3 protein-coding genes and 1 pseudogene are annotated in these 3,884 nt (G+C 37.4%); all 4 read right to left on the bottom strand.

The features are described 5' to 3' along the window. Positions 1-236: pseudogene (locus I6F50_RS20375) on the bottom strand (hypothetical protein); the annotation flags it as partial. Positions 237-295: 59 nt separating this feature from the next. Beyond that, positions 296-1,279, bottom strand: a complete 984-nt coding sequence (locus I6F50_RS19995) for a hypothetical protein (protein WP_197177140.1) — start codon at positions 1,277-1,279, stop codon at positions 296-298. A 96-nt stretch (positions 1,280-1,375) separates the two neighbouring features. Further along, on the bottom strand, positions 1,376-2,362 hold the full coding sequence (locus I6F50_RS19990) for a hypothetical protein (RefSeq protein WP_197177139.1): 987 nt from the start codon (positions 2,360-2,362) through the stop codon (positions 1,376-1,378). 335 nt (positions 2,363-2,697) lie between these two features. Further along, positions 2,698-3,657 (bottom strand): dolichyl-diphosphooligosaccharide--protein glycosyltransferase subunit 2, encoded by a 960-nt coding sequence (locus I6F50_RS19980; RefSeq protein WP_231613051.1) that lies wholly within the window; start codon positions 3,655-3,657, stop codon positions 2,698-2,700. Between the last annotated feature and the right edge of the window lie 227 nt (positions 3,658-3,884).

Raw genomic sequence — 3,884 nt, 5'->3', positions numbered from 1 at the left:
AACCCCAAAAACATTGGACCAAAGATAAGTGCTCTCATGGGGTCATTACCGCATGAATGGACTTGAAAGCGCTGGGGATTACTACTAAAAACCGATTTATCATCATATAACCAGCTAGCCAAAAAGCATAACCCATTAAACATTTTCCGCAGATATAGCGTATCGCCTTCTTCATAGAATTGATTAAAAATTGTTTTTTTAGGTAATGGTCCACCTAAGTACTTATAAATAGACATATTATTCCTTTAACAAGCTCAAACTTCCTTTAAGTTATAAAGCAGCTTTTGTAATGCGCTTAAGGTATTCCCATAAACAACTGTAGCGCTAAACGCTTTGCTTTGTATTTCCAGGTTAGTTTTTCAATACGCTCAGGCTCACCTTTAAAATGCAGCCAAGGCTTAATTATTTCTTCGTTAGGTGTCGCTCTGAGCCAATTAAAATGAGCAGCCTCTTTATTAAACTTTTGCCAAATTTCGGCTTGTTGAGCAAGTGAAAAGTCGCTCCAAAATTTATTAGGTCTGTCATTTTTTTTATCAAATTCAGCGGTGGGTTCATCAAGGTGTCGGTAGTTTTCATACTCAGGTACATCAGGAAGTGGTTGGTTGTTGTCCATAAAGCGCACTACACGCTCCCAATATAAATAACAGTTCATTGGGTTATTTGAGTTATCCGGCACTTGCACAACAATTTTAGTGTCAGGGTATTTGTCCTCATCAACATGACTTATATAGGGTACAAACCCCATTACACCTGGGCGTGTTGCAACCATATCTAAATGGCATACAATATCAGCCCACTTAAAACAACAATTACCCTGCTCATCACGCGCTTCGCAACCAGGGATAGGATAAGTAAAGCCTACTAGCTGCTTTTGTCTATCAAAGTATATTTGTTTTTTGGGGATGTAACTGTCTGTTATTGGTAATAAATTAAGAAAAAACAGGTTCCAAGAAAAAGTAAGTGCCGGCACCCACCAATGATAAGGCTCCTCGGAGTAAGTCATCACAATACAAGAGAATAAAAATAACAAACTTAAAACAAAGCCAATTATAATCGGTCCGAATAATATAATCCTAATAGGGTTATTTCCGCACATTTCTACTTTATATCGTTCTGGGCGCTTTTGTATTGCCTTCTGTTTTTTAGAAGGTAAGTCATACAAGTAACATAAGCCTTTAAACTTTTCTTTAAGGCTATTTAATCTCTCAGGGTAAAAAAAACAATTAAACCGCTTTTTTTTAGGCATAATATCAACGGCTAGGTAGTCATTATTTTGCATCAGATTCCTTTAATAAACAGAGGCACTTTAAGGTGCTCTGTTTAAGTTCCTTTTTTTGATTGTTAAAGCATCATGGACTCTGAAACTTAAACAGTCTCACGGAAAGCCGATAAAAAGTTGAATCAATAAACGCTTTACTTTATATTTCCACGTTAATTGCTCTATGCGCTCAGGCCCTGCTTTCCAATGCAGCCAAGGTTTGATTACTTCTTCACGCTCTTTACCTTTTAGCCAATCATATGGAAAAGCATCTTCTAAAATTTCGTCCCTAATTTCAATTTGCTGTTCAATTGAAAAGTCTACCCAAAAGTCTGAAGGACGATTATTTTTTTTATCAAACTCTGCTGTAATTGGATCTGAATGACGGTGTTGTTCATATACAGGCACATCGGGCAATGGCTTACTTAAATCCATAAAACGTACATAACACTCCCACAATAAATAACAATGCACTGGATTGGCTGAAAGTTCTACAACTGAACCTGTTACTATTGTTTTAGGGTACTTATCTTGATCAATATGGCTAATTTCTGGAAAGTAATTCATTACACCCGGCGCGCCCATTTTCGAGGTTAACCTGCAAACAACTTCTTCCCATTTAAAGCAACAGTTACCTAAGTCATCTCTTTGTTCACAACCTGGTATCTCAAAAGTAAACCCGACCGTTTGGTTTTGCCTATCAAGGTACATCACCCTATCTGGTATGTACCTAGCGAGAATAGGCAGTAAATTTAAGAAAAGTAAATTCCAAGAAAAAGTAATAATTGGAATCCACCACTGAAACGTTTCACCTTCGCCATAAAATGGAAGTGATAAAACACTAATAAAAGTAATAAGGCTTAGAACCCCTCCTATAACCATGGGCCCAAATAATACAGCTTTTATAGGGTTATTGCCGCAAGGCACTACTTTGTATTTTTCGCGATTACTTTCATATATTTTGTTTGTATCAAGCCAATCATATAAAAAACAGAGGCCTTTGAATTCGTGATATATATTTTTTATACTGCGATATTCAAAAAAGCGATTAAACTTCGTTTTCTTTGGCATTATTCCAACACCGAAGTAATTATTATTTTGCATCAGGTTCCTTATGCAATTGCTAAATCAGGTGAGGCATTTTCAATTGGCTTTTCAAATGCATCAAAATCTATTGGTAAGGTTAAATCTTCGTTATATATAAGTGTTGGTGTTATTTCAACATCAAACACACTAATACTAGGAGATTCAATTTCAAACTCATAAACTGCAGCATTTAAGCTCAGGCTATTATCATCAAATTCACATAAATATTCTTTAGTACCTTCCGAAAGTTAAACTAGACCGAAAGTTAAACTAGACAGCCACTCTAATTGTGTTTTTAAAGTTGATTTTTCATAAAGTAAAACAGCGATTCACACTAACCGCTGTTTTTTACATCACCAAACTTCATGTCTGTTTACTTGGCAGTCATCAGGGTCTAAATAAGGTTTTAGCTCCTCAGGAAAGGCGTGTTTTTCTGTTATATCTTTATCGATTTTGAAGTAATGCTCTATCGATTGATATAAATGCGTGCCAAGTGGAATTGAGGTATCCATAAAAGTCATGGCTGTGGCGTATGCCAGTGAATCCCATTCACGATTTGAACCACCTACATAAAAAGTAGGCTTGGTAAAGCGATAATGTTTAGGGTATTTTAACGGCACCATGAGTGACACAAATACACGTGAGCCACCACGTGCTGAACCCACATTACGCTCATTTGCGCCATAGCAAACAATGTCTTCGTAAGGTAAGTAAAACGGTTTTCTGAATAATGTATGCGGGGTTTTTACAAGGCCGGTATGGCGATTAAAATAAAAATTATCTCGGTGCGCTAATATGGCCCGGTGTTTCAGCATATAAAAACCGACAATAAACATAGGTGCATATATTGCAAATGGCACCCACCGATAGTCGCCCCACACAAAACCAATAACAACCAAGTCAACGAAAAAAAACATAACCGCAGCGACCATTAGCAGGAAACTTAGAGCAGTAAATAAGTTTGACCACCCTCCAAACCATGAAATAGCCAACTGCTTACCATCGCTCTCTACCCAATGTCCCTCAAGAGTTGAGCCACTATTAGGCGACTTGAGCTCTGCTGCATATTCATCAGTAAAACGCTTACTTTTAAACGTGCGAGTTTTGAACCTGCAACCATTGAGTGCTTCCGCTTTTTTTAATCGCGTTTCATAGCTGTCTTTATGTAAGTAGTCTCTTGGTAGTCGCTCTTTGTAGGTTGCTCTATTATCACGGTATCTTCTTTCGTTTCTAGTTCGCTTTCGTATTTCAGCCACTTTCTCGGGGTTATTTTTTCTAAACTCTTCTCTTCGCACCACCGCTTTTTCATCCAAAGCCAGTTGCTTTATGGTTTTATCTTTTGCTCTAGCGGGGTCTCGATTTGGGTTTTCAGCGCACCACTGTTTAATTGCGTTAATACGGTTTTCTCTTTTTATTTTTTTTCTTTCTTCGTGAGTTAAACCGTCTTCCTCTTCAGCAATGAGCGGAGTTTTTCAAGTTAGTTGTCGCATCAAATTAAATTTTATGCCGCCCGCATTGCTTCTTTTTTCTCTGGATTTAA

Origin of the sequence: Pseudoalteromonas sp. NZS127_1, from assembly GCF_015864295.1 — a bacterium.
GTDB classification, from domain to species: domain Bacteria; phylum Pseudomonadota; class Gammaproteobacteria; order Enterobacterales; family Alteromonadaceae; genus Pseudoalteromonas; species Pseudoalteromonas arctica.
Note: the sequence above shows the minus strand (reverse complement) of the source record. Positions and strands in the feature narration are given on the sequence as shown.

Coding starts and splice junctions, on each gene's coding strand:
- I6F50_RS19995 (WP_197177140.1), bottom strand. CDS start 1,279: ATGCAAAATAATGACTACCTAGCCGTTGATATTATGCCTAAAAAAAAG.
- I6F50_RS19990 (WP_197177139.1), bottom strand. CDS start 2,362: ATGCAAAATAATAATTACTTCGGTGTTGGAATAATGCCAAAGAAAACG.